This window comes from Myroides odoratimimus, from assembly GCF_004337635.1.
Lineage (GTDB): Bacteria > Bacteroidota > Bacteroidia > Flavobacteriales > Flavobacteriaceae > Flavobacterium > Flavobacterium odoratimimum.
The window spans coordinates 1,996,015-2,021,351 of the sequence record NZ_CP037427.1 but is presented as its reverse complement, the minus strand read 5'-3'; the positions used below and the strand labels follow the sequence as shown (position 1 = coordinate 2,021,351).

At 33.8% G+C, this 25,337-nt stretch carries 23 protein-coding genes and 2 tRNA genes; 7 read left to right on the top strand and 18 right to left on the bottom strand.

Annotation, left to right across the window (positions count from 1 at the left end; translation table 11 throughout):
• Positions 1–16 precede the first annotated feature (16 nt).
• Together lepB and E0Z07_RS09235 are read left to right on the top strand one after the other, a co-directional pair.
• Positions 17–1,609, top strand: coding sequence for a signal peptidase I (lepB, locus tag E0Z07_RS09240; protein ID WP_006260645.1), 1,593 nt, complete (start codon positions 17–19; stop codon positions 1,607–1,609).
• Positions 1,610–1,617: 8 nt separating this feature from the next.
• Positions 1,618–2,241, top strand: a complete 624-nt coding sequence (locus E0Z07_RS09235) for a WbqC family protein (RefSeq protein WP_006257097.1) — start codon at positions 1,618–1,620, stop codon at positions 2,239–2,241.
• A 224-nt stretch (positions 2,242–2,465) separates the two neighbouring features.
• Here the strand turns inward: E0Z07_RS09235 and E0Z07_RS09230 are convergent, their stop codons facing one another.
• From E0Z07_RS09230 to E0Z07_RS09195, 8 genes are all read right to left on the bottom strand, one after another.
• The gene (locus E0Z07_RS09230) at positions 2,466–3,161 is read right to left on the bottom strand and encodes a sulfite exporter TauE/SafE family protein (protein WP_006260644.1); all 696 of its coding nucleotides are present in this window, start codon (positions 3,159–3,161) and stop codon (positions 2,466–2,468) included.
• Between the two features lie 3 nt (positions 3,162–3,164).
• Positions 3,165–3,623 carry a FixH family protein gene (locus E0Z07_RS09225; RefSeq protein WP_006257099.1) on the bottom strand — a complete coding sequence of 153 codons (459 nt, stop codon included), beginning with the start codon at positions 3,621–3,623 and terminating at the stop codon, positions 3,165–3,167.
• 18 nt (positions 3,624–3,641) lie between these two features.
• A complete protein-coding gene (ccoG, locus tag E0Z07_RS09220) occupies positions 3,642–5,075 on the bottom strand; it encodes a cytochrome c oxidase accessory protein CcoG (RefSeq protein WP_131540585.1) in 1,434 nt (477 codons plus the stop codon).
• 610 nt (positions 5,076–5,685) lie between these two features.
• Positions 5,686–6,663 (bottom strand): cbb3-type cytochrome c oxidase N-terminal domain-containing protein, encoded by a 978-nt coding sequence (locus E0Z07_RS09215; protein ID WP_006257101.1) that lies wholly within the window; start codon positions 6,661–6,663, stop codon positions 5,686–5,688.
• Positions 6,660–6,866, bottom strand: coding sequence for a CcoQ/FixQ family Cbb3-type cytochrome c oxidase assembly chaperone (locus E0Z07_RS09210; protein WP_006257102.1), 207 nt, complete (start codon positions 6,864–6,866; stop codon positions 6,660–6,662). Before E0Z07_RS09210 ends, E0Z07_RS09215 begins: the two co-directional genes overlap by 4 nt.
• Before the next feature lie 20 nt (positions 6,867–6,886).
• The gene (gene ccoN / locus E0Z07_RS09205; protein WP_006260641.1) at positions 6,887–9,067 is read right to left on the bottom strand and encodes a cytochrome-c oxidase, cbb3-type subunit I; all 2,181 of its coding nucleotides are present in this window, start codon (positions 9,065–9,067) and stop codon (positions 6,887–6,889) included.
• Between the two features lie 6 nt (positions 9,068–9,073).
• Positions 9,074–9,280 carry a cbb3-type cytochrome oxidase assembly protein CcoS gene (gene ccoS / locus E0Z07_RS09200; RefSeq protein ID WP_006257104.1) on the bottom strand — a complete coding sequence of 69 codons (207 nt, stop codon included), beginning with the start codon at positions 9,278–9,280 and terminating at the stop codon, positions 9,074–9,076.
• Positions 9,281–9,356: 76 nt separating this feature from the next.
• Positions 9,357–11,747 (bottom strand): heavy metal translocating P-type ATPase, encoded by a 2,391-nt coding sequence (locus E0Z07_RS09195; protein ID WP_131540584.1) that lies wholly within the window; start codon positions 11,745–11,747, stop codon positions 9,357–9,359.
• A gap of 117 nt (positions 11,748–11,864) precedes the next feature.
• On the opposite strand from E0Z07_RS09195, the gene E0Z07_RS09190 reads away from it, so the two are divergent.
• The 4 genes from E0Z07_RS09190 to E0Z07_RS09175 all read left to right on the top strand — a co-directional run bounded on the left by E0Z07_RS09190 (position 11,865) and on the right by E0Z07_RS09175 (position 15,286).
• Positions 11,865–12,548 (top strand): Crp/Fnr family transcriptional regulator, encoded by a 684-nt coding sequence (locus E0Z07_RS09190; RefSeq protein WP_006257106.1) that lies wholly within the window; start codon positions 11,865–11,867, stop codon positions 12,546–12,548.
• A gap of 85 nt (positions 12,549–12,633) precedes the next feature.
• On the top strand, positions 12,634–13,656 hold the full coding sequence (locus E0Z07_RS09185) for a DHH family phosphoesterase (protein WP_006257108.1): 1,023 nt from the start codon (positions 12,634–12,636) through the stop codon (positions 13,654–13,656).
• The gene (gene gldI / locus E0Z07_RS09180; protein ID WP_131540583.1) at positions 13,649–14,200 is read left to right on the top strand and encodes a gliding motility-associated peptidyl-prolyl isomerase GldI; all 552 of its coding nucleotides are present in this window, start codon (positions 13,649–13,651) and stop codon (positions 14,198–14,200) included. The genes E0Z07_RS09185 and gldI overlap by 8 nt, the downstream gene beginning before the upstream one ends.
• 6 nt (positions 14,201–14,206) lie before the next feature.
• Positions 14,207–15,286 carry a peptidylprolyl isomerase gene (locus tag E0Z07_RS09175; protein ID WP_131540582.1) on the top strand — a complete coding sequence of 360 codons (1,080 nt, stop codon included), beginning with the start codon at positions 14,207–14,209 and terminating at the stop codon, positions 15,284–15,286.
• Between the two features lie 208 nt (positions 15,287–15,494).
• Here E0Z07_RS09175 and secA read toward each other — a convergent pair whose 3' ends face one another.
• From secA to rho, 9 genes are all read right to left on the bottom strand, one after another.
• Positions 15,495–18,596 carry a preprotein translocase subunit SecA gene (secA, locus tag E0Z07_RS09170; RefSeq protein ID WP_006257111.1) on the bottom strand — a complete coding sequence of 1,034 codons (3,102 nt, stop codon included), beginning with the start codon at positions 18,594–18,596 and terminating at the stop codon, positions 15,495–15,497.
• Between the two features lie 90 nt (positions 18,597–18,686).
• Entirely contained in the window at positions 18,687–18,908 is a 222-nt protein-coding gene (locus tag E0Z07_RS09165) for a DUF2795 domain-containing protein (protein WP_002986941.1), read from the bottom strand.
• A gap of 134 nt (positions 18,909–19,042) precedes the next feature.
• Positions 19,043–19,618, bottom strand: coding sequence for a cob(I)yrinic acid a,c-diamide adenosyltransferase (locus tag E0Z07_RS09160; protein WP_006260637.1), 576 nt, complete (start codon positions 19,616–19,618; stop codon positions 19,043–19,045).
• A 157-nt stretch (positions 19,619–19,775) separates the two neighbouring features.
• Positions 19,776–20,465: an ABC transporter ATP-binding protein gene (locus E0Z07_RS09155; protein ID WP_131540581.1), complete on the bottom strand. Its 690-nt coding sequence runs from the start codon at positions 20,463–20,465 to the stop codon at positions 19,776–19,778.
• A 120-nt stretch (positions 20,466–20,585) separates the two neighbouring features.
• Positions 20,586–21,074: a hypothetical protein gene (locus E0Z07_RS09150; RefSeq protein WP_131540580.1), complete on the bottom strand. Its 489-nt coding sequence runs from the start codon at positions 21,072–21,074 to the stop codon at positions 20,586–20,588.
• Positions 21,075–21,146: 72 nt separating this feature from the next.
• Positions 21,147–21,220: transfer RNA gene (locus E0Z07_RS09145), tRNA-Arg, on the bottom strand.
• A gap of 52 nt (positions 21,221–21,272) precedes the next feature.
• A tRNA-Arg gene (locus E0Z07_RS09140) sits at positions 21,273–21,346 on the bottom strand.
• A gap of 286 nt (positions 21,347–21,632) precedes the next feature.
• Positions 21,633–21,962, bottom strand: a complete 330-nt coding sequence (locus tag E0Z07_RS09135) for a hypothetical protein (protein ID WP_006266424.1) — start codon at positions 21,960–21,962, stop codon at positions 21,633–21,635.
• A 261-nt stretch (positions 21,963–22,223) separates the two neighbouring features.
• Entirely contained in the window at positions 22,224–24,134 is a 1,911-nt protein-coding gene (gene rho / locus E0Z07_RS09130; RefSeq protein WP_006262930.1) for a transcription termination factor Rho, read from the bottom strand.
• Between the two features lie 189 nt (positions 24,135–24,323).
• On the opposite strand from rho, the gene E0Z07_RS09125 reads away from it, so the two are divergent.
• Positions 24,324–24,740 carry a DUF4293 domain-containing protein gene (locus E0Z07_RS09125; protein ID WP_006257117.1) on the top strand — a complete coding sequence of 139 codons (417 nt, stop codon included), beginning with the start codon at positions 24,324–24,326 and terminating at the stop codon, positions 24,738–24,740.
• A 41-nt stretch (positions 24,741–24,781) separates the two neighbouring features.
• On the opposite strand, the gene E0Z07_RS09120 is transcribed toward E0Z07_RS09125, so the two are convergent.
• Positions 24,782–25,294 carry a metallophosphoesterase family protein gene (locus E0Z07_RS09120; RefSeq protein WP_131540579.1) on the bottom strand — a complete coding sequence of 171 codons (513 nt, stop codon included), beginning with the start codon at positions 25,292–25,294 and terminating at the stop codon, positions 24,782–24,784.
• Positions 25,295–25,337 lie beyond the last annotated feature (43 nt).

Sequence of the window (25,337 nt, the reverse complement as noted above, 5' to 3'; positions counted from 1 at the left end):
TAAACAATACTAAACTATGACAATGTCTCAATGGTTTTTGTTTTTTCTTTTAGTACAAGTTATACACTTTCTTGGAACTTGGAAATTATACGTAAAAGCTGGAAAGAAAAGCTGGCAAGCTATCGTGCCTGTATATAATGCTGTGGTCTTAATGCAAATCATAAACCGTCCTAGATGGTGGGTTATCTTATTGTTTGTACCTATTGTGAATTTAATCATGTTTCCTGTAGTTTGGGTAGAGACACTTAGAAGCTTTGGAAAAAACAAAACAGTAGACACTATACTAGGAGTAGTAACACTAGGTCTTTATATCTATTATATCAACTATGCTGTCGATGTAAAATATGTAGAAAACAGAAGTACAAAAGCAGCTACAAGTTCAGGAGAGACTGTTAGTTCAATTCTATTTGCAGTTGTTGTTGCTACAGTGATTCACACTTATGTAATTCAACCTTATACCATACCAACGTCTTCATTAGAAAAAACTTTACTAGTAGGAGACTTCTTATTCGTAAGTAAGTTCCACTATGGGGCAAGAACTCCTATGACTACAGTAGCGTTACCAATGGTACATGATACTTTACCATTTACAAAGAAAAATTCTTACTTAAAGAAACCACATTTACCATACTTTAGATTACCTGGTTTTCAAAAGATACAACACAACGATATCGTCGTGTTCAACTGGCCAACTGATACTGTTTATCAGTTCAACGATCCACTTAGAAGACCTGCTGTAGATAAACCAATCGACAAGAAAACAAACTATGTTAAACGTGCTGTAGGTTTACCAGGAGAAAACATTTCGTTAGTTAATGGTGATGTTTACATCAATAATGAGAAATTAAAGCTTAATGATCGTGCTAGATTACAGAGCACTTATACTGTAAAAACAGACGGTACACCAATAGATCTAAATGCTTTAGTAAAACGATTAGATACAAGAGAAGGTATTGAATACTTTAACAATGATCCGAAAACATTAATCTTCGCCGCTTTAACAGATGAAAATGTAGAAGTATTAAAGTCTATGTCTCAAATAGTAAGTGTTACAAAAGGATATCCAGAAGAAGCTAAAGCCTATATTCAAGCAGCGTATGCTAATGTAATATTCCCTCATAACTCTAAAACTTGGACAAATGATGACTTAGGTCCTCTACATATTCCTGCTAAAGGAGAGACAGTTACGCTAAATGCTGATAACTTCCCAATGTACCAAAGAGTTATTCAGGTATATGAGGGCAATAAATTAGAGGTTAGAGACAATAAAATCTATATCAACGATGTAGCTACAGATAAATACACTTTCCAACAAGATTATTACTTCATGATGGGAGACAATAGAAATAGATCTGAAGATAGTAGATATTGGGGATTTGTACCTGAAGATCACATTGTAGGAAAACCTGTTTTTGTATGGTTAAGTATAGATCAATACGTTCCATGGTCAAAAGCATTAGATAAGATTCGTTGGGATAGAATGTTTACTACAGTGAATGGTAATGGTAAGCAGACTTCTTACTTCCCTTACTTCTTAGTAGCCGTGATAGGTTTAGTAGGTTATAATACTTACAAAAAGAGAAAAGAAAAAAAGAATTCAAAATATTAAATTAAAACATGAATAACATACTTATTCATCCTAGTTACTTCCCTTCTATCAGCCACTTTGTAGCTATGCTACAAGCAGACAAAATAACATTTGAGATGGAAGATAACTTTCAAAAACAAACCAATAGAAATAGAGCGTTCATCTATAGTGCTAATGGAAAGCAAATGCTTAATATTCCAATCAAACACTCAAAAGAACTTAAACAAAAATATAAGGATGTAAGAATAGAGCATGCTTTTGGCTGGCAAAAACAGCATTTTAAGAGCCTAGAAGCTGCTTATAGAACTTCTCCTTACTTCGAGTACTTTGAAGATGAGATTCGTCCTATTTTTGAAGGAAAACCAGAGTTTATGTTAGATCTTAACCTTCAAATACATGAAGTGTTATGTTCTTGCTTAGGGATAGACCTCCCTTATGAACAAACTAAAGACTACCATAAAGAAGTAAGTAATGACATTACTGATTTGAGAACTTTAATAAATGGTAAGAAAGATACTAATATCTACACTCCATACATCCAAGTTTTTGATGAAAAACATGGCTACTTAAACAATCTAAGTATTCTAGACTTATTATTCAATGAAGGAAGACATGCTATAGATTATCTTAAAAAGCAGTCATTAAGCATATAAAAAAAAAGCTGACCACTGGTCAGCTTTTTTTCTTTCATAGCGCAATTTTATACTTTTATTTTAAGTACTATAACGATAAATTATAAGTAACAAACAATCAACATATCTTTTCCTTTTCATAGCATTAAAAATCGTTGATGACCTTATCGTTATACACTTAAGACAATAATTCTGAAAAAAGTCACATCATTTTATACAATTTATTTTAAATAAATTGTACTTAACTAACAATCAGCCTCTCCCCTTACAAAAAGATTTAAATTATCTGGAGATAAAAAAGGAATATCTAATCCCAGACCGCGTATAATAAACAACATCCCGAAGATTACGATAACATAAGGGTAATACTTCATAATACCGTTTCTTACTTTAGGAGAAAACATATCTCTTACATAAATAATAGAACTCATCAAAGGAATAGTTCCTACTCCAAATAGAGCCATATAAAGCATTCCCATAGATACGCTCTGTGTAGCTAATGCACCAAACAATGCGACATAAACCATACCGCATGGCAAAAAGCCATTAAAAAAACCAATAAAGTATAATGTCCCTTTATTTTGTTTTTTAAACTGACCTCCTAGTTTAGTTTTAATCTTACTCACTACAAAGTAAAAAGGCTTTAGAAAGCCAAAGTTTCCAAGCTTGTTTTGTGGTATTAATATAAAGACAATCATTAAAATCCCTACAACAATAGACATCTGCTGCTGTAGTCCAGCTAAGTAAAGACCTTTACCAAACATACCAAAAACAAGTCCTAAAATAGAATATGCAGATATTCTTCCTAAATGATAGGTGAATATCTGCATAGCTTTTTTAGTACCATTACTCTTAGAAACTGGCAACATCATAGCTATAGGTCCGCACATACCAATGCAATGCAGACTACTAATCAGTCCAAAAATAAGAGCTGTAATCACTAGTTAATCCTTTTTTACAGTTAAACTTTGTTTATTTCTGTAATCTGATCCGTTATAAGACCACTCTACCGCAATATCCCAACGACCGTCTACCAGCGTATTGTTAGGTATGAGCAAATTGGAAGAAGACAATGATATAGGCATATCAAAGTCTAATTTCTGGTTAGACGGTCTGTATAGGAATATTTTTCCTGTAATATTTTTTGCGTCAAAATCTGAAGGAAACACAATAGATATATCTCCAGCTTTAGTAGACTCAATAGACACAGGAGTAGCAAGTTTCAATGCCGCTACTTCTCTATCGTGTTTACCATCTACTTCTATTTCTTGTTGATAATAATTCTCAGTAACTAGTTCATTATCATATTTACTATCAATCTGTACTCTTATAACATATTGCAAAATAAAGACCATAAAAATCCCCATAGCAATAACAATACCTGTTCCAAAATTAAATTTCATACCTAACAAATTTTAATATTAATCCAATGTTCTAGGGCCTAAGAAGTTTGTTGATGTTGTCTGAATCAACTTATCTCCTTCATAAACCTCTATTTTAACTTTTGTACGATGACTTTCTAACAAGAACTGTGGAACATCAATAAACATAGTTCCTTCTGCATAACCTTCTTTTACCACTTTTATAATTGGGTTCCCTACTAAAGTAATAGCACCTGTTTCTGGAGAAGATAACTTAAAGGTTACATTCTCAAAATCCTTCATCGTTTTATTAACTACCTTAAAGGTATAAACGTTTCTAATATTCTCTTTATCATCTACAGTGACGTGTGTATAAGTTTGACCTGCAACACGAAGTACAGTAGCTTCAATATCTGTTCTTAAGAACAATAACCCTACCAAAATAGTCATCAAGATACAAAGAACAGCTACATAACCTTTCTGACGTAGACTAAACTTAAACTTAGTACCTTCTGATATTTCTGACTCAGATGCATAACGTATTAAACCAGTAGGTAAACCAACACTCTCCATCATATGATCACACTCATCAATACAAGCAGTACAGTTCACACACTCTAACTGAGTTCCATTACGTATATCAATACCCGTTGGACATACATTTACACATTGCTTACAGTCGATACAATCTCCTATACCTTCTGCAGTTCTATCAACTCCTTTTTTAAACTTAGCTCTACCATTTGTCGCTTCACCACGTACGTGATCATAAGCTACGATTATAGATTTATTGTCTAATAATACTCCTTGTAATCTACCATAAGGACAAGCAATAACACATACTTGCTCTCTAAACCACGTAAATACAAAGTAAAAAGCTCCTGTAAATATCATCAGTCCCATAAAACGTCCCATATGATCTGCTGGTCCATCTTTCATCATCTGAAGGACTACATCACTTCCAATAATATAAGCTAAGAAAACATTAGCAATCAAAAAGGAAATAACAAAGAATATAAACCACTTTAAGACTCTCTTTCTAATCTTCTCAGAAGTCCAAGGTTGTTTATCTAAACGCATTTGAGCCCCTCTATCACCATCAATCCAATATTCAATACGTCTAAAAACCATTTCCATAAAAATCGTTTGAGGGCAAATCCAACCACAAAATATACGACCAAATGAAACTGTAAATAGGGTAACAAAAACTACCCCTATAATCATAGATATTACTACAAGATAAAAATCCTGTGGCCAGAAAGGAAAACCAAAAATATTAAACTTTCTATCTATTACATTAAACAATAAAAACTGGTTTCCATTTATCTTAATAAATGGCGCAGCAAAAAGAAACAAGATAAGAGCGTAACTTACGATCTTACGTTTATTATAAAAAGGGCCCGAAGGTTTTTTAGGATAGATCCAAGCTCTTTTACCATCTTTGTCAATTGTACCTATGGAGTCACGGAAACTCTCATCATGTATTGTAGCCATAGTAAAATGTTTTTCAATGAGTAATAAAGTAATAAACTACTTATACTCTATTCTTATTATGTTAGTTTATAATAGTGCCTAAGCACAAGTTTTTGACAGATAAACTGTCAGAAATCTTCTAATTATTGTCGCCTAAAAGATTCCTTATTCTCTTAATCTGAAATATACCTAACTGTTCCGCTTTCCCTAACCAAAGTAAAAAACACAAACAATCATATTCGTTTATTAAAAAAAAATAAGATTTACTTCTCATCTACTGTTATATGAACATCTATATATATAAATCCTAAAACAGTATAATCGCTTCTAAATACCTTATACTTTAAACAGTTTAACTCTACCAAGTCCTCGTTTAACAACTAAATAAAACCTTGACAGACATAAACTTTTTTTATACTAGAAAGGTACGAAAAAAGCTCTCAATATGCATTGTATTTATGATAATAATACTATAGATAATGTCTTTATTAACACCAATAAACGAAATAAGTCAACACCTCTTGATCAATAGAAAATATTTGGTATAAAAGAGGGCTAAATTGTCAACCTTAGCCCTCTATTCTTTTTACCAGTCTATACTAATAATACAGTTAGCATAGACTATATTATTTTAATTCTTTACTTCAACAGTTTCTGCATCTACAGCAACCTCTTCAGAAGCTTCTTCTTTTGCACCTTCTTCTGAAGCATCTCCTCCAGTCAATTCTGCTTTAGACCATACAATATCTCCTTCTGGAGCTTTAGCCTCTGCAGGAACTGTACCATTAAGAGAAATAACATAAGAAGCTAACTTTTCAATTTCGGATGGTTTGAAATTTGACTTCCAAGGCACCATTCCTTTACCAGGACGTCCACCTTCAGAAATTGTGTTGAAGACATTTTTCATTCCTCCACCTAATATCCAATGGTCGTCAGTTAAGTTAGGTCCGATAGATCCACCTCCGTCATTCTTATGACATACAGCACAATTTGTATCAAAAAGTGCCTTACCAGCAGCTAACACAGTTGGATCATCAGAGAATACTGCTTGATCAGCTGTTAACATATCAGGAGCATTTTTCTTGTACTCCTCAACTTGTTCTTTAGCAGCAATCATTTCTTTTTCAAACTCAGCAACTTGATTATCTGCATCAAACACGTGATATCTCAACATATAGATTACAGCAAAAATTGCAGTTACATAGAAAAGTCCAACCCACCATGGTGGTAAATCATTATCTAACTCTTTAATCCCATCATAATCATGATCCATCATGATATCACCTTCTTGCTCAATTGTTTTAGTGTTAGTCAATTTCTGCATTAAGCGTTTTACCCAAGGGGCATCTCTTAATGGGCGACTAGCTTCTTTTTGTTTTAGAGCTCTCTCTTCAGGAGTCATTAAGCGATCCAAAATCTTGTTTGTTGCAGATGCTACAATTTCAACAGCAATCAATGCGAACAAGAATAAACCTAATAATATTAGAACAACGGGATGTTCTACAAAAGCCGGTTTATCACTATCCCCCCCTACTAACCATTCTATCGCTAAAAAGAAAATAGCAAATAGAAGAGGAACTCTTACATATACTGGAAAAAACTTTTTCATAATTTTCGTGAATTACTATCAACATTGTGCTCTTCATCATCCATGAATGGCATATTGCTCAATTCTTCTATTGTGTCTTTCTTATAAGTAGCAACCCACACGAAAAGTCCAACAAAGAATGTAAAGAAAATAATAAGTGATATAATAGGGAATATCTCCACTCCACCTATTGTTTCCATATTATGTTTAATGAATTTTAGCATATTGATTCATTTTTAAAATATTATTCTTCTACCTTTTTAATGTCGGTACCTAAACGTTGTAGATAAGCAATCACTGCTACAATCTCACGATCACTCATAGGTATAAACTCTTCACCTTTTGCTTGTGCACGTTTTTTACTATCCTCATATGACTTCACATAATCAGGATCACCTTCTAAGTTCTTAGCAATCTCTTCAGACTGTGCTTTTATAGAAGCCTTCGCGTTAGCAATATCCTCATCTGTATATGGAACTCCTAAAGTTCTCATTACACTCATTTTAGTTTCTATATCTGAGTAATCTGCATTTTTATTAGCAAATAACCATTTATATCCAGGCATGATTGAATTTGGAGATGTTGACTGAGGGTCATACATGTGGTTATAATGCCAACTATCAGAATATTTACCTCCTACTCTAAATAAATCTGGACCTGTTCTCTTAGAACCCCATAAGAATGGGTGATCATAAACATATTCCCCTGATTTTGAGTACTCACCATATCTTTCAACTTCTGAACGGAAAGGACGAATCATTTGTGAGTGACACCCCACACATCCTTCTCTAATATAAAGGTCACGACCTTCTAACTCTAGAGGAGTATATGGTTTAACACTTGTAATAGTAGGAATATTTGACTTCACAAATATTGTAGGAACAATCTGTACCAATCCTCCAATTAAGATAGCTACTGTAGTTAAGATCGTAAACTGAATAGGTCTTCTCTCTAAATGAGTATGCCATCCTTCTCCTTTTAATCTACCAGCAGAGATTCTTTGTAATGCAGGTGCTTCAGCTAATTCATCTTGAACTGGTTGACCAGCTTTTACTGTTTTATAGATATTGTAAATCAATACTAATACCCCTGCTAAATACAATGTACCTCCAATAGCACGCATTGCATACATTGGCATAATAGCTGTAACTGTTTCTAAGAAGTTACCATATTTTAAAGTTCCATCAGGGTTAAAGTCTTTCCACATTAAGTGTTGAGAGAAACCTGCAACATATAATGGAATAGTATATAAGATAATACCTAATGTACCAATCCAGAAGTGGAAGTTAGCAGCTGCTTTAGAATAAAGCTCTGTTTTAACCATTCTAGGAATTAACCAATACACCATACCAAATGTCATGAATCCGTTCCAAGCTAATGCTCCAACGTGAACGTGAGCTACGATCCAGTCAGTATAGTGAGCAATAGCATTTACGTTTTTAAGAGATAACATTGGTCCTTCAAAAGTAGCCATACCATATCCTGTAATACCTACTACGAAGAATTTTAATACTGGATCAACTCTTACTTTATCCCAAACTCCACGAAGAGTTAAAAGACCGTTGATCATACCTCCCCAAGATGGTGCAATTAACATTACTGAGAACACAACTCCTAAGTTTTGAGCCCATTCTGGTAATGCTGAATACAATAAGTGGTGAGGACCTGCCCAGATGTATAAGAAAATTAAAGACCAGAAGTGAATAATAGATAGTCTATAAGAATAAACTGGTCTATTCGCTGCTTTTGGTAAATAATAATACATTAAACCTAAGAAAGGTGTAGTTAAGAAGAATGCCACCGCATTATGTCCATACCACCACTGCACTAATGCGTCTTGTACCCCTGCATATACAGAGTAAGATTTAAATGCACTTACAGGCAACTCTAATGAGTTAAAGATATGTAATACTGCTACGGTAACAAAAGTCGCTAAGTAGAACCATATCGCAACATAAATATGACGCTCTCTTCTTTTGATAATCGTCATAATCATATTAACACCGAATGTCACCCAAATCAATGCAATTGCAATATCAATTGGCCATTCTAATTCAGCGTACTCTTTTGATGTTGTAAATCCTAATGGTAAGGTAATTACAGCACCAATTAAAATTAATTGCCATCCGTAAAAGTGAAGATTACTTAAAAAGTCACTGTACATTCTGGCTTTACATAACCTTTGTAAAGAATAGTATATTCCTCCGAAAATTGCGTTACCAACGAACGCAAAAATCACAGCATTAGTATGCAATGGACGCAATCTCCCGAAACTCAACCAAGATATTCCATCTGTTAAGTTAGGAAATATAAACATCACTGCTAAAACTAATCCTACAAGCATCCCGACAGCTCCAAAAAATATTGAAGCATAAAGAAATTTCTTTACAATTTTGTTGTCATAATAAAATTGTTGCACTTCCATAGTTGTTTATATTTGATTTTCTTTTTGTTTATTATCTGTTTTTTTGTCTTTCTTCTCTTTTGAAGTAACTTTTACTTCGTCATCAAAAAGCATACGCACTGAAGGGGTATACGCGTCATCAAACTGACCGCTTTTTACTGACCGTATAAATAAGTATAGAAATATACCAGCTACTACTACACTGATACTAATTAAGAAATATATAACACTCATACCTAATATTTACTTGTCAAAATTAACATTATCTGATGCCTTAAAACATGATAACTATCATATTTAGCTTTTTATCTTAATCTTTCTTTATAATCTTCTTTGCAAAGTAATTACTCATGATCGTTACAAAGCTGATTATAGAAACAGTGCTTATGGGCATTAATATAGCCGCTACCAATGGAGACATTTTATTCATTATAGAAACCGTTATACCAATCACATTATAGCTTAAAGCTAAGATATAACTTAATTTGATAATTTTAACAGATTTCTTTGAATAATTTAAGAATGACTTTAAGCTTTTAAACATCTTAGCATCTAAGATAGCATCACTTGCAGGAGTAAAAACATTAACATTCTCAGAAACAGACACTCCCACATTACTTTGAGCTAATGCTCCTGCATCATTTAATCCATCTCCAACCATCATTACATTCCCCCCATTTTCTTGCAATCTTTTGACATATTCTAATTTCTCTTCTGGCTTCTGATTAAAAACCAACGAAGTAGAACTAGGAAGTAACTTTTCTAACACTTCTTTCTCACCATCATTATCTCCTGAAAGAATAGCTAATTTATATCCGATATTTGTTAAATTATCAAACAATTCTGTAACGCCTTCTCTATAATGGTTAGCAAATACAAACTTCCCTTTATACTCCCCATTAATTTGGATATGAACTGATGTTTCATTTAACACCTGTTCATTTTGAATTCCTAACAAACTAGGAGATCCTATTAGATAACTATTCTTGTTTATTGTACCTAACAGTCCTTTTCCTGGTATTTCTTCAAATAACTCAGGTTTGACAACCACCTTTGTAGACAAAAAGTTATACAGTTTTCTACTCAAGGGATGATTAGATGCTCTAATAATATTTCTAATATCGCCTTGTTCTTCTTTAGATAACTCCTCTCCGACATACTGTATAGTTGAACTTGCATTAGTAGTAATAGTACCTGTCTTATCAAAAACAATAGTATTCACCTTTGCCATTTGTTCTACGACAGTAACATTTTTTAAATAGAACTTATTTCTACCATAAATACGGATAGCATTACCTAAAGTAAATGGAGCTGTCAACGCTAAAGCACAAGGACAAGCAACGATTAGAATAGCTGTAAACACATTAAAAGCGGCATTGATATCAACAAAAGCCCAGCCTATAAAAGCAGATATAGAAATCAGCAATAATACAGGGGTAAAATAATGACTAATCGTATCTGTAATAGTTTTATACTTAATATCCACTTTTTTCTGGAAGACGTCATTACTCCATAACTGAGTTAGATAACTTTGAGAAACTGTATTCACTGCCTCTATCTCAATAACGTCTCCTACTTGTTTTCCTCCTGCGAAAACTTTATCTCCTGATTTTTTTTCTACAGGAACAGCTTCACCTGTTACAAAACTATAGTCAATAAAAGCCGATTCTGAAATCAATATTGAATCCACAGGTACTAGTTCTTGGTTACGGATCAGAAGACGATCCCCTTTTACAACCTCATAAACTTGAATAGGTTCTTCTACTCCATCCTCTCCAATCTTAGTAATCGCAATAGGAAAATAGGATTTATAATCTCTTTCAAAAGATAGGAAGTTATAAGTACGTTGTTGAAAAAGTTTTCCTAACAACATAAAGAAGACTAACATAGTCATACTGTCAAAAAAACCTGGGCCTAAATCAAATATAATATCTATCGTACTTCGAATAAACATCACTATAATTCCTAAAGACATAGGAATGTCTATGGTATAATTTTTTGTTTTAATCCCTTTCCAAGCAGCCAAGTGGTAAGGAGAAGCAGAATAAAAAAATACGGGTAAAGAAATAAGTAATATAAGCCATCTAAAAAAATCCTTATATTCTCTCATCCAGATATCATCAATATTAAAATACTCTGGGAAAGAAAGCATCATAACATTTCCAAAACTAAAAAATGCTATCCCTATTTTATAAATTAAGCTTCTATCTATAGCCTGAGGTTTATCTTCGTAATTTTTTAAACTTATATAAGGTTCGTAACCAATCTTAGTTAATAATAACACTAAGTCTTTTAAAGATACCTTTTCAGAATTAAATGTAATTGTTGCTTTCTTTTCAGGGAAATTCACTAATACTCTAATTACTCCATCATTTAACCTATGTAAGTTTTCTAATATCCAGATACAAGAACTACAGTGAATATGTGGAATATATAAAGACACTATATTAGTTGCCCCTTCATTGAACTCTAGAAGTTTGTTAATAATTTCTGTTTTCTCTAAAAAATCATACTTACCATTAGCTTCTTCTGGAGTAGCACCTGGAGTAGCCTCCATATCGTAATAACAGCTTAAATCATTCTCGCTAAAAATCTCATAAACTGTCTTACATCCATTACAACAAAATTCTTTATCATCGAAGTCAATGCGGTTAAAGGTTGTCACCTCATTACCACAGTGATAACACTTATTTTTATCCATAATTTATTGCTCATTTTACCTATACCAAAGGTCTACGTTTAATAATGGAGAATATATGACATTTATCATAAAAAATCACTATCTTTGTAGAGTTATTTTAACAAAAACTACTTGGTCATGGGCAGATGTGAACAGTGTATTATTAGAGAATTTAGTTCTCTAAAAGCATTAACTAGAGAAGAGCTTTTAACAATATCTGAAACTAAAACTCACTTTATCGTAAAGAAAGGGGAAACCATCTTCAGTGAAGGTGATAACCTTAATGGTGTGTTTTGTATCAAGGACGGTTTTTGTAAATTAACAAAACTCAACTCTAATGGTAAAGACACAATTGTTAAGCTTGCTAAGAATGGAGACCTTTTAGGACAACGCTCTATCATTAATGAAGAGACATCTAATCTTACTGCAACAGCGATTGAAGATATGCAAATCTGTTTTATTCCTAAGAAAGAAATGATGGAATACTTCACGGATAACAATAAATTCTCTTTACTTGTAACGAGAGACATCTGTAACCACTTAAAAGATGCAGACAAAGGCTTAGCTGATCACACTCACAAGACAGTTAAAGAGCGTCTTGCTATTATACTTCTAAAACTTGAAGAAGTAGGTGGTATTAATCCAGAAAATAATGCACTGAATATCCAATTATCAAGAGAAGATCTTGCTAATATGGTCGGTACTGCCACAGAAAGCTGTATTCGCTTATTATCAGAGCTTAAAAAGGACGGTATAATAGAATTATCCGGTAAAAAGATTATTCTAAAAGACAAAAACGAACTAAAAGCATTAGCTCAATAATATCATTCATTCTTTAACGTAACTTTTTATCATTTAAACTTAGATATCATTATTTAATATTCTTAAAATAATGTATTTTCGCAACATGATGAATGAAAAATATATAGAGCAACTACAATCTATTTTAAGCTCGCCAAAAAAGATAAGTATTATCCCTCATAGAAATCCTGATGGTGATGCCATTGGCTCTACATTAGGGTTGTACCATATTTTAAAAGCATTAGGACATGACGCATATATTATATCTCCTAATGATTTTCCACACTTCCTTGCCTGGATGCCAGCTAGTGAAAACATTATCATCTTTGATAAAAAAAGAGAATTAGCTAATCAGATTCTTTCTTCTAGTGACTATATCTTCACTTTAGACTTTAATATTCTATTAAGAACAGGGGAGGATATGGAAAAAGTTCTTGAAAAGATGACTGCTCCATTTGTAATGATAGACCACCACCAAATGCCCGGTGACTATGCTACATTAACCTTCTCTAATCCAGAGTTTGGGTCTACATGCGAACTTCTATACACTATTATACAAGCATTAAAACTAACTCATTTAGTTGATAAAGATGCTGCTACATGTATATACACAGGTATTGTAACTGACTCAGGTTCTTTTAGGTTCCCTAAAACAAATGCCAACACTCACCGTGTTGTAGCAGAATTGATAGACAAAGGAATAGACAACCCTGCTATACACAATGCTTTATTTGACAACAGTAATTACAACAGATTACAATTATTAGGTAAAGCACTCCAAAACATGGTAATATTACCTGAATACAATACATCATATATATATCTGACTGATAAAGAACTTAACGAGTTCCAACATCAAAAAGGAGACACAGAAGGTTTTGTTAACTATGGATTATCAATTAAAGGGATTGACCTAACCTTTTTCTTTATTGAAAGAAAAGATGAAGGCATTGTAAAAATATCACTAAGATCACAAGGCAATATGGACGTGAACCAACTAGCACGTAAATATTTCGAAGGTGGAGGGCATGTAAATGCCGCAGGTGGTAAATCTACACTATCTTTAGAAGATACAATAACTCGATTTACAGACATCATTAAAAAGCATAAAAAAGAATTCTATGTATAAATCTATTCAGTTTCTAAGTATAGCATTATTTGCTGTTTTTGCTACTAGTTGTAATCAAGATAAAGAAGCAAGAAAACCGATATCAAAGTCAAAAGAAAGCATTATACAAAGCTCTGCTTTGAAAAATATGGATATGGTTAAAAGTGAAGAAGAACTCATAAGCCAATACATAGAAACAGATAAAGATAATACATATATCAATTCTAAAAACGGTTTTTGGTACAGCTATAAAGAAAGAAAAATACATGACTCTATCAGACCATCAGAGGGCAATACTGTCATGTATACTTATGAAATAAGCACTTTACAAGACAGTTTGTTATATTCTTCTAATGACATCGGAGTACTATCTTATATAGTTGATAAAGAAGACATCCTTCCTATATTAAGACACTCTATCAAGCTCATGAAGAAAAATGAGTCTATCAAAGTACTTAGCCCTTCTATATTAGCATACAGCTATCTAGGCGACAGAAACAAAATAGGTAAAAATCAACCATTAATATTCACTATAGATTTAAAATCAATAGAAAAAAGTAACTAAAATAATATGAAAAAAATGACAAGTTTAATTCTAAGTATTGTAGCATTAGCTGCTTCTTGTACTTCAGCTAAGACAGATTTACCTGATGGTTTATATGCTGATATCAAAACATCAAAAGGTAATATCGTTGTTGAACTAGAATATGAGAAAGCACCAGTAACAGTTGCTAACTTCGTTTCATTAGCAGAAGGTAATAACCCTTTTGTGGACAAACAATATAAAGACAAACCTTATTTTGATGGTATCGCCTTTCACAGAGTAGAACCTAATTTTGTTATACAAGGTGGAGACCCTACAGGTACAGGTTCTGGTGGACCAGGCTATGTATTTAAAGACGAATTTGACCCAAGTTTAAAACACGATAAAGCAGGTACTCTATCTATGGCGAACAGTGGTCCTTTTACAAACGGAAGCCAATTCTTTATTACACATAAAGCTACTCCACATTTAGATGGAATGCATTCAGTTTTTGGATATACTGTAAAAGGTCTTGACATTGTTAATACTATCGCTCAAGGAGACAAAATGGAGTCTGTAAAAATCATTAGAGTAGGAAAAGAAGCTAAAAAATTCAACGCAGTCAAAGTGTTTAAAAAATACTTTGAAGACGCTGACAAAGCTAAAAAAGATCAAGCAGACAAAGTAGAAGGTGCCCAAAAAGAATACGCTACTAAATTCGCAGAATTAAAAGCAAAAGCTACTAAAACACACTCAGGTCTATCTTACGTTATCATTAATGAAGGAGAAGGTAAAAAACCTAATATCGGGCAAGATGTAATGATTGACTACGCAGGATTCTTTGAAAACGGACTTATGTTTGATTCAAGTAATGAAGAATTATCTAAGCTATTCGGTACTTTTGATCAAAGAAGAGCTAACGCTAACCAATACATCCCTATCCCTTTTAAATATGGTACTAAAACAGGTTTAATACCAGGTTTCATTGAAGGAATAGAGCAAATGAAAATAGGAGACAAAGCGATTATCTTTATCCCGTCTCATTTAGCTTACGGAGAACGTGGAGTTGGTCCTATCCCTCCTAACACTGATTTAGTTTTCCAATTAGAAATGACTACTGAAAAGTAATATTCCAATATATTTAAAATTACAAAAAGGATTGACGTACGCCAATCCTTTTTTATTTGTACATACTAGAGCATTCCATATTAATGCATTTAGCACTGTATAAAACCATTTAACATCCCTAACTACAAAATCTATAGAAACAAAAAAAGACGTGCTTAAAACACGTCTTTTTAATTTCATACATCATCTTATTATGACATATCTATTTTTAAGCTTCAGATACCTCTTCTGCTGGTTGTTCTTGTTGTGGTAAATCTGCTCTAGTCAAGAATGTCATTACCTCTGAATCAATCTCGAAAATAGTCTTTCTAAATAACTCAAATGCTTCGAATTTATAGATCAACAATGGATCTTTTTGCTCATGCACAGCTAACTGCACAGATTGCTTTAATTCATCCATTTTTCTTAAATGTTTCTTCCATGCCTCATCTAGGATAGTCAAAGTAATGTTTTTCTCAAAATCATTAATTAATGACATTCCTTCTGTTGCATAAGCTTCTTCTAAGTTAGTTACGATATTAATCGTTTTAACACCATCTGTAAAAGGAACTACGATACGTTCAAACTGACCTGCATTGTTCTCATAAACATTTTTGATCACTTTAAATGCTTCTGCAGCACTACGTTTACATTTATCAGCATAAGCATTATAAACGATATCGTATTGCTTATTAGCAATAGCAACTACATCGCCTTTTGCAAACTCTTCTTCACTAACTACATTGTTCGTACCGAAATTACGGATAATATCAAATTCGTAATTTTTATAGTCACTAGCTAATTTGTTAGTCTCTACAATACGCTCACATAGGTCATACATCATATTCGCGATATCCACTTTAAGACGCTCTCCGAATAAGGCATGCTTTCTACGTTTATAGATTACTTCACGTTGTGCATTCATCACGTCATCATATTCTAATAAACGCTTACGAATACCGAAGTTATTCTCTTCTACTTTTTTCTGAGCTCTTTCAATAGACTTTGTCATCATAGAGTGTTGGATTACTTCTCCATCCTCTAATCCCATTCTGTCCATTAATTTAGCTACACGATCAGATCCGAATAGACGCATTAAGTTATCCTCTAGTGACACATAGAACTGTGAACTACCTGGATCCCCTTGACGACCTGCACGACCTCTTAACTGACGGTCTACACGACGAGAGTCATGGCGCTCTGTACCAATGATAGCAAGACCTCCTAAGTCTTTTACTTCTTGAGAAAGCTTAATATCCGTACCACGACCTGCCATGTTTGTAGCAATAGTTACGATACCTGATTGTCCTGCTTCTTCTACAATTTGAGCCTCTTGTTTATGTAATTTAGCATTCAACACATTGTGTCTAATACCACGCATTTTCAATGATCTACTTAATAACTCAGAAATCTCAACTGATGTTGTACCGATCAATACTGGACGTCCAGCATTTGATAACTCTACTACATCCTCGATTACTGCTTTAAATTTCTCACGTACCGAACGATAAATCTTATCTTCTTTGTCATGACGAGCGATACCTCTATTCGTAGGAATCTCTACAACGTCTAATTTATAAATCTGTAAGAACTCACCCGCTTCTGTAATCGCCGTACCAGTCATACCTCCTAGTTTGTTATACATACGGAAGTAGTTCTGTAATGTAATTGTAGCAAATGTTTGAGTAGCTGCTTCAATTTTCACATTCTCTTTAGCCTCGATAGCTTGGTGTAATCCATCTGAGTAACGACGACCATCCATGATACGTCCCGTTTGCTCATCTACGATCATAATTTTGTTATCCATTACTACATACTCAGTATCTTTTTCGAATAGAGTATAAGCTTTTAATAACTGGCTTAAAGTGTGGATACGCTCACTCTTCACTCCGAAGTCTTGGAACAACACTTCTTTTGCTTCAGCCTCTTCATCCTTAGATAGATTCTGTGCTTCTATCTTAGCGATTTCAACACCAATATCTGGAAGTACGAAGAAGTTTTGATCTGTATCTTTTGATAAGAATTGAATACCTAAATCAGTTAACTGTACTTGGTTATTCTTTTCTTCGATTACGAAGTATAAAGCCTCATCTACTTTATGCATTTCTCTATTGTTGTCCTGCATATAGTGGTTCTCAGTTTTTTGAAGTAATTGTTTTACTCCTTCTTCACTTAAGAACTTAATTAACGCTTTATTCTTAGGTAAACTTCTATATGCTCTAAACAATAAGAATCCACCTTCTTTAGTATTTCCTTCACGAATTAATTTTTTAGCTTCTGCTAAGAATCCGTTAGCTAGCTTTCTTTGCATCTCTACTAAGTTAGCTACTTCTGGTTTTAATTCATTAAATTCATGACGATCTCCTTGTGGTACAGGTCCAGAAATAATCAATGGCGTTCTAGCATCATCGATTAATACAGAATCCACCTCATCCACGATTGCAAAGTTGTGTTTTCTCTGTACTAATTCTTCTGGAGTATGTGCCATATTATCACGTAGGTAGTCAAAACCGAATTCGTTATTTGTACCGTATGTAATATCCGCAGCATAAGCCGCTTTTCTACCTGGAGAGTTTGGTTGGTGATTATCAATACAATCAACAGTCATTCCGTGGAACTCAAACAATGGAGCTTTCCACTGACTATCACGTTTTGCTAAGTAGTCATTCACTGTTACTAAGTGAACTCCATTTCCTGTTAATGCATTTAAGTACAATGGTGAAGTTGCTACTAACGTTTTCCCTTCCCCTGTATGCATCTCAGCAATTTTACCTTGGTGTAATACGATTCCCCCGATTAACTGTACATCGTAGTGGATCATATCCCAAGTAACTTGTTTTCCTGCAGCAGACCATGTATTCGCCCAATGTGCCTTATCATCTACGATAGTCACATAAGGTTTAGTCTCTGCGAAGATTCTATCTTGTTCTGTTGCAGTAACGATTACTGTTTCATTTTCTTTGAATCGACGAGCTGTTTCTTTTACTACAGCGAATGCTTCTGGTAGAATATCCAATAGCAATTTCTCAGAGTTGTTATAAGCCTCTTTTTCTAAGCTATCAATGCTAGCGTAGATAGACTCTCTCTTATCGATATCTTGCGTTTTCTCAATTTCTTCTTTATAAGAAGCGATTTTAGCATCTTGATCTGCTCTAGATTGCTGTATCTTTTCTTTGAAGTAAATTGTTTTCGCTCTTAGTTCATCGTTTGAAAGGCTAGATAAAGCTCCTTCATACGTTTTTATTTTCTCAATTAAAGGCTTGATGTCTTTGATATCTCTTTCTGATTTATCTCCAACAAACACCTTTAATATGCTGTTTATGATACTCATAAATTTATGTGGTTTATTTTTTTATTACTGTCAAATCGTAAAATTAAATAAAAAAAAAGCCTTTTTAGAGGCTTTTTTCTTATCTATATCTTAATACTCATCCTCGTTCCAAAGGTAATCTTCGTCAGTCGGATAGTCTGGCCATATCTCTTCCATTGATTCATAGATTTCTCCCTCATCTTCTATAGATTGAAGGTTTTCTACTACCTCTAGAGGAGCACCTGTTCTAATTGCATAATCAATAAGCTCATCTTTCGTCGCAGGCCATGGAGCATCACTTAGGTAAGATGCTAATTCTAATGTCCAATACATCTCTATTCGTTTTAAATTTTTAATGCAAAAATAATTTTTATTATGAAATTATCAAGCTTTTTTTTATTTATTTCAGCTGTTTTCAAGAACGTAGCTTTTTAAAATCTACAGATTTTAAGAAAAATAACACTTTTTTAGTCTTCTTTTCTTGGAATCCATTTCACTTCTTCAGCCTGTAAATCAAAAGTCAACTTTCGTGCCAACACAAAAAGATAGTCAGAAAGTCGGTTTAAATACTTCAAAACTGACTCGTCTACAGGCTCTGACTCATTCAGACTCACTGACAAACGCTCTGCTCTACGACAAACACACCTTGCGATATGACAATATGACACAGTAGTATGTCCACCCGGCAAAACGAAATGAGTCATCTGTGGTAATGAATCTTCCATACGATCAATTTCATTTTCTAACAGCTCTATATCAGCCACACTTATTTTTGGAATATTTAGTCTTTCTTTTCCGTTTTTTAAAATTGCTTTCTCTGGATCAGTTGCTAATATAGCTCCCACAGTGAATAATCTATCCTGAATCTCTATCAATACTTTTTTATACAAGGGATTCATCTCTTGATCACGAATTAAACCGATATACGAATTCAATTCATCTACCGTACCATAACTTTCTATTCTGATGTGATGTTTTGGCACACGTGTACCACCAAATAATGCTGTTGTTCCCTTATCTCCAGTTTTTGTATATACTTTCATAATATTGTCCTTGGTTTAATTAACTCACAAAGTACAACAAAAAAAGAAATGTCTAAAGCTTATTCTCTAACGAAATCTCTATTATTTCTAATCAAAGATCTATTGATATAAGATAAACCTTAATAACACATAAAAATAACTTTCTAAGAACTACGATCTACTTAATACGTTCATCACTCTCTATCACTCCATCTCTAAGTCTGATGATGCGATGTGCATGTGCAGCTATATCTTCTTCATGTGTTACTAGTATAACCGTATTTCCATTCGCATGTATTTCATCGAATAGACTCATAATCTCAACAGAAGTCTTAGTATCTAAATTTCCTGTTGGTTCATCAGCTAATATAATAGCTGGTTTATTTACTAGAGCACGAGCTACAGCTACACGTTGCCTCTGCCCTCCTGAGAGTTGATTAGGATGGTGATCTATACGATCACTTAATCCCACCTGATCTAACACTTCTTTTGCACGAGCATTGCGTTCTGCTTTAGAGTTACCTGCGTATACCATAGGTAGTGCCACATTATCTAACGCACTCGTTCTAGGTAATAAATTAAAAGTTTGGAATACAAAACCAATATGCTTATTTCGAATCTCTGCTAATTGATCATCTTTTAGAGCACTAACATCCTTACCATCTAAATAATAACTACCTGAAGTAGGCGTATCTAGACAACCTAAAATATTCATCAAGGTAGACTTACCACTTCCAGAAGGCCCCATTAGAGCAACATAATCTCCTTTTGCTATTTCTAAATTCACACCTTTCAGCACATATACTGTTTCAGATCCCAATTTAAAATCGCGTTTAATATCTTTTACTTGAATAATATGAGTAGACATAATAGATAGTTTAGTTATGCTTTTAGTTCATTATCTTTTCTAATAGTCCGAAAGACTCTTCTAAGATAAATAAATTACTAGAAATAATACATCTACTTACTAACTATCTAACAGAACAAATTACATACGCAGAATAAAATGTTGTTTTAATTGTTCTGATCTAATAAATGCTACACCGTAATAATAGAAATCGATCGTAGCACTGAAGCGCTCATCTAACACAATCTGCTCCCAGAAAACCTCTATTTCTTCTCGTCCTTCTCTTCTATCAATCACAAGGACGCTATCATTATGCATACGAGTACATACATCAGTTATAGCAATATCGTTCACACTAGACATATAGATCATATCTACTGCATCAGAAGATTCTTTTAATAATTTAACACAAGTCACCTCCACAGAGAGTGTCCCATGTACGGCGAGAGACTGAGGCTGATAGTAATTTAGCATGCGCAGTATAAAAGCATCTTTCTTTGCCATCCCTCTCCATCTGCTATCTTTAGGATATAATCCTTTAGTCAATAAATTAAATATAAATGGAGAATGCACCCCATGTTCATTACTTGACTTCCACCAATATCTAAAATAGTTTTCTTTCTTAGCCATCGCATTATAGTAAAGATTCTTCTACAAAAATACATATAAATAAAAAAAGCTTCTCAAATGAGAAGCTTTTAGTGACCGCGGCAGGATTCAAACCTGCAACCTTCTGAGCCGTAATCAGATGCGCTATTCAGTTGCGCCACGCGGCCATTATTCTTTTATTTATTTCTATCACAGTCTTGATTCAAATCAAGACTTTAGTGACCACGGCAGGATTCAAACCTGCAACCTTCTGAGCCGTAATCAGATGCGCTATTCAGTTGCGCCACGTGGCCTATTGCTTAATTGCGAGTGCAAATATAGGACGATATTCCGTAAATACAAACTCAGCAATCAAAAAATATCAATTAATTTTTACCTCTATTTTTTAACTTTCTTACTATTAATCGTTTAATGATCTAAAAAAAAGTAATTTTAACATCTCTTTTATTTGACCTTTTCTACTAAAACATCAGCTTCTTTCATTTCTCAGGTAATATTTATTTGAATCTATAAGAGAAAAACGCGTCAAAAGTGAGTCTATATCAAATACCACAGACAGTATTAGCAACAAAGAAAACTTTAAAAATCTCCTTTAGAGGGAAAATAGTGCAAGAATAATATCGCTGTAATAACGAAAATCATCAAAACAAAATAGAATGGATTACCTGTAAAAAGACCACAGACCAAAAATAACACAGTTGCTACAACTCCTATAAATAAGAAGTCAAAACTTTTTTTATCGATTAAATCATCGTCCCATTCCTCTTCTTCCTCTCTCAACATTTCCTCTTGTTCCCGTTTATACTGAAGATATTCTTCCTTGGTATTAAAACGCTTAATAGAGAAAAACCTTCTAACGATAAAATAGGCTAGTATAGCTACTACTATAAATATTGTTAGTTCATACATAATCTTCTTCTTTTACACCCTATACTCTGACAAAAAACAACTAGATAAAAACCGATACAGCATTCTACTACTATCTTCTCTTTATATCGTCATTTCTTCTGTCATTAAAACTGAGTCAAAGAAACAACTTTTGTTTTATTCTCAAAACATTTAGTATTGAAAATTACGCATTTATATAACAATTAAGAAACTATTTATAAAAAAAAGAGAACATTTATAAATTATAAATGTCCTCTTTTTCAATATACATACAGGTTATTTTTACTTGCTTAATGTTTTTAATACCTCGTCATTATTCGTAGTATTTTTCACATTGTCAATGATAGATGTCATCGCTTCCACAGAGTTCATATCATCTATATATCTTCTAACCATAAGAGCACGCTTAAGCTCCCATTCGTTTAATAATAGATCGTCTCTACGTGTACTAGATGAAGTAATGTCTATCGCAGGGAAAATACGTTTATTTGCCAACTTACGATCTAACTGTAACTCCATATTACCAGTACCTTTAAATTCTTCGAAAATCACTTCATCCATTTTAGACCCCGTATCTACTAACGCTGTAGCGATGATACTAAGAGATCCACCATTTTCTATATTACGAGCCGCTCCGAAGAATCGTTTTGGTTTTTGTAATGCATTAGCATCTACCCCTCCACTTAATACCTTTCCAGATGCTGGCTGTACGGTATTATAAGCTCTTGCTAAACGCGTGATAGAGTCTAATAAGATTACTACATCATGACCACACTCTACTAATCTCTTTGCTTTCTCTAATACGATATTAGCTACCTTCACATGTCTCTCAGCTGGTTCGTCGAATGTAGAAGCAATTACCTCAGCATTCACACTACGCTGCATATCTGTCACCTCTTCAGGGCGCTCATCTATAAGTAACACGATCAAGTATGCCTCAGGGTGATTAGCAGCAATAGCATTCGCTACCTCTTTTAAAAGAACAGTCTTACCTGTCTTTGGTTGAGCTACGATCATACCACGTTGCCCTTTACCGATAGGAGCAAACATATCCATTAGACGAGTAGAAATAGTACTACTCTTCGCATCTAGATTAAACTTCTCATTCGGGAATAAAGGAGTCAAATGCTCAAAAGATACTCTATCTCGAACAGACTGAGGATCGTGACCATTAATTTTCAACACCTTTACTAATGGGAAGAACTTCTCTCCTTCTTTCGGAGGGCGCACCACTCCTTTTACAGTATCACCAGTTTTCAGACCGAATAATCTAATCTGTGACTGAGATAAATAAATATCGTCTGGAGAAGATAAATAGTTGTAATCCGCAGAACGCAAGAATCCATATCCATCAGGCATCATTTCTAATACCCCTTCACTCTCTATAATACCATCAAATTCATAATCAGGTTCTCTGAAATTATTCTTTTTGTTGTTATTATTTCTATTCTGTTGATTGTTATTTCTTTTTTGATTGTCGTTTTCAGACTGTTGAGGAGCAGTATTATCTACATTAGATATTTCCTCTTTCGCTACAGGCTCTCTATCTGTTGCTGCAACATTAGTTACTTCAGTAGAAGCATTATTCTTAGGTTGTGATTGTTGCTGACGAGATTTGAAATCACGTTTTTGCCCATCACGTCTATTATTATCAGGTTGTCTCTTTTTGAAATCCCTTCTATTTTCGTTTGTAGAACCTCCTTTTTCTTCAGCAGTTGATTCACTTACGTTTTCTTTCTTTTGTTCTTGTTTCGCAGGAGCTTCTTCATTTCTCTGGTGAGTTGTTTTGCGTTGTGTATTATCTGCTAATACACGAGAAGCCTGCTCCACTTTACTCTCTACCTTACCCTCATCCTCATTAGATTTACCTAGTCTCGGTCTTCTTGATTTCTCAGTAGTAGGAGTTGTATTTTGTTTAACTGTTTTATCTGTTTTTACATCATTGTTAGCCTTATCCACAGCTACTTTTTTAGCTACTGCAGGAGCCTTCTTTTCCTCTAAAGGAGCTTTATCCACAGGTTTAGCTTTTACAGGTGCTTTTTTCTCCTCTGCATTTGTCGCTTGTTGATGTTCTAATATCTGCCCTATAAGTTCGTCTTTTTTCAAAGAAGCCACCTTAGCAATTTTTGCTTTTTTAGCAATCTCCTGAAGATCTGCGACCTTCATTTTTTTTAGTTCGGAAATTTCAAACATATAAATGTTTATAGATTATAAAAATATTGAGTTGTGTAATTTTAAATAAGAATGGAAATTTAAAATAGAATTGCCGTATTATGAAGAACTTACGACAGTACTGATGCAATATTACGAATAAAATTTTATAAACAATAGGTTTTTATAAAAAAGAAACACTATTTTTGTACTTCATACATTTTTACAATTATGTTACAGAGAATACAGACTGTTTATTTGATTCTTGTCTTTATCATTATGGGAGTACTACCTTTTTTCATCCCATTATGGACAAATGGTGCGAATGAACCTATCTATTTCATGATGATGCCTTCATCTACTATCCTATTCGGATTATCTACTGCTCTTACAGTAGTAGCTATTATGGGGTATAAAAATAGAAAGAGACAGTTTGTAATTAATAGATTGAATATAATATCAAACTTTATACTATTAGGATTATTTGTATATCGTGCGCTAACAGTATCTGGAGAAACTGCGGAAGCTATTTCTGAGAAAGGTATTGGGATGTTCCTCCCTATTATTTCTATCCTGTTCCTTGTCTTAGCGAACAGAGCCATTAAGAAGGATGAAGATCTCGTAAAATCTGTGGATCGTTTACGATAAACCTAACATCTTAGTTTATTAGTGCGTTAAAAAAGCCGAACCTATATGAGTTCGGCTTTTTTGTTTTTAGCCCATTCGATAATTTCCATATCCTTTATCGCTCCGTTATCTATCGCAAAGCGCAACATCGTACGCACCTGATGAAAACCACTTATACCAGCTGCACCAGGATTTAGATGTAACACCCCCATCATCTGATCATACTGTACCTTCAGTATATGTGAGTGCCCACAGATATAGATAGCAGGTTTCTCTTGCTTGATTCGCTCTCTTACATTAGCTCTATATTTCCCTGGATATCCACCTATATGGATCATATAGACCTTCATCCCTTCACACTCAAAGAATAACTCTTCAGAAAATTCTAGTCGAGCCTCTTTACCATCTATATTTCCCCATACGCATCTAAGCGGTTTTAGCACCTTTATGGTATCGGTCACTACTAAGTCTCCTATATCTCCTGCATGCCATACCTCATCTGCCTGTCTGACATACTTCAGGATAGACTCATCTATAGTGCCGTGCGTATCTGATAATAATAATATTTTTTTCACCTCTATCTATTTATAATAAGATAGCCTCTCTTAGTGAGAGGCT

What these genes read in the sequence shown, in the direction of transcription:
- E0Z07_RS09165 (WP_002986941.1), bottom strand. Translation starts at nt 18,908, where the DNA reads ATGTATTGGACATTAGAATTAGCATCTTACCTAAGTGATGCTCCATGG.
- E0Z07_RS09155 (WP_131540581.1), bottom strand. Translation starts at nt 20,465, where the DNA reads ATGTCTACTCATATTATTCAAGTAAAAGATATTAAACGCGATTTTAAA.
- ccoS (WP_006257104.1), bottom strand. Translation starts at nt 9,280, where the DNA reads ATGAGTGTTATATATTTCTTAATTAGTATCAGTGTAGTAGTAGCTGGT.
- E0Z07_RS09195 (WP_131540584.1), bottom strand. Translation starts at nt 11,747, where the DNA reads ATGGATAAAAATAAGTGTTATCACTGTGGTAATGAGGTGACAACCTTT.
- E0Z07_RS09125 (WP_006257117.1), top strand. Translation starts at nt 24,324, where the DNA reads ATGTTACAGAGAATACAGACTGTTTATTTGATTCTTGTCTTTATCATT.
- ccoG (WP_131540585.1), bottom strand. Translation starts at nt 5,075, where the DNA reads ATGGCTACAATACATGATGAGAGTTTCCGTGACTCCATAGGTACAATT.
- E0Z07_RS09210 (WP_006257102.1), bottom strand. Translation starts at nt 6,866, where the DNA reads ATGCTAAAATTCATTAAACATAATATGGAAACAATAGGTGGAGTGGAG.
- E0Z07_RS09150 (WP_131540580.1), bottom strand. Translation starts at nt 21,074, where the DNA reads ATGGCTAAGAAAGAAAACTATTTTAGATATTGGTGGAAGTCAAGTAAT.
- E0Z07_RS09160 (WP_006260637.1), bottom strand. Translation starts at nt 19,618, where the DNA reads ATGAAAGTATATACAAAAACTGGAGATAAGGGAACAACAGCATTATTT.
- E0Z07_RS09135 (WP_006266424.1), bottom strand. Translation starts at nt 21,962, where the DNA reads ATGTATGAACTAACAATATTTATAGTAGTAGCTATACTAGCCTATTTT.
- E0Z07_RS09215 (WP_006257101.1), bottom strand. Translation starts at nt 6,663, where the DNA reads ATGAAAAAGTTTTTTCCAGTATATGTAAGAGTTCCTCTTCTATTTGCT.
- lepB (WP_006260645.1), top strand. Translation starts at nt 17, where the DNA reads ATGACAATGTCTCAATGGTTTTTGTTTTTTCTTTTAGTACAAGTTATA.
- E0Z07_RS09185 (WP_006257108.1), top strand. Translation starts at nt 12,634, where the DNA reads ATGATGAATGAAAAATATATAGAGCAACTACAATCTATTTTAAGCTCG.
- rho (WP_006262930.1), bottom strand. Translation starts at nt 24,134, where the DNA reads ATGTTTGAAATTTCCGAACTAAAAAAAATGAAGGTCGCAGATCTTCAG.
- E0Z07_RS09190 (WP_006257106.1), top strand. Translation starts at nt 11,865, where the DNA reads ATGGGCAGATGTGAACAGTGTATTATTAGAGAATTTAGTTCTCTAAAA.
- E0Z07_RS09175 (WP_131540582.1), top strand. Translation starts at nt 14,207, where the DNA reads ATGAAAAAAATGACAAGTTTAATTCTAAGTATTGTAGCATTAGCTGCT.
- secA (WP_006257111.1), bottom strand. Translation starts at nt 18,596, where the DNA reads ATGAGTATCATAAACAGCATATTAAAGGTGTTTGTTGGAGATAAATCA.
- E0Z07_RS09225 (WP_006257099.1), bottom strand. Translation starts at nt 3,623, where the DNA reads ATGAAATTTAATTTTGGAACAGGTATTGTTATTGCTATGGGGATTTTT.
- E0Z07_RS09235 (WP_006257097.1), top strand. Translation starts at nt 1,618, where the DNA reads ATGAATAACATACTTATTCATCCTAGTTACTTCCCTTCTATCAGCCAC.
- ccoN (WP_006260641.1), bottom strand. Translation starts at nt 9,067, where the DNA reads ATGGAAGTGCAACAATTTTATTATGACAACAAAATTGTAAAGAAATTT.
- gldI (WP_131540583.1), top strand. Translation starts at nt 13,649, where the DNA reads ATGTATAAATCTATTCAGTTTCTAAGTATAGCATTATTTGCTGTTTTT.